Source organism: uncultured Aquimarina sp., assembly GCF_947492115.1.
Classification (GTDB): domain Bacteria; phylum Bacteroidota; class Bacteroidia; order Flavobacteriales; family Flavobacteriaceae; genus Aquimarina.
In genome coordinates this window covers 1-251 of record NZ_CANLMM010000064.1, presented here as the reverse complement: position 1 = coordinate 251, position 251 = coordinate 1, and the positions used below count along the sequence as shown (strand labels likewise).

General features: G+C 50.6%; 1 pseudogene. It reads left to right on the top strand.

The window, feature by feature from the left end:
- Positions 1–251 (top strand): annotated as a pseudogene (locus Q1A73_RS24530) (hypothetical protein); the annotation flags it as partial.

Sequence of the window (251 nt, the reverse complement as noted above, 5' to 3'; positions counted from 1 at the left end):
GTAACTGGTGCGCAAGGACCACAAGGTATTCAAGGTATACAAGGAGAAACCGGTGCGCAAGGACCACAAGGTATTCAGGGTATACAAGGAGAAACTGGGGCACAAGGACCGCAAGGACCTCAGGGTGACCAAGGTGTAACTGGTGCACAAGGACCACAAGGTATTCAAGGTATTCAAGGAGAAACTGGTGCGCAAGGACCACAAGGTATTCAGGGTATACAAGGAGAAACTGGTGCACAAGGACCACAAGG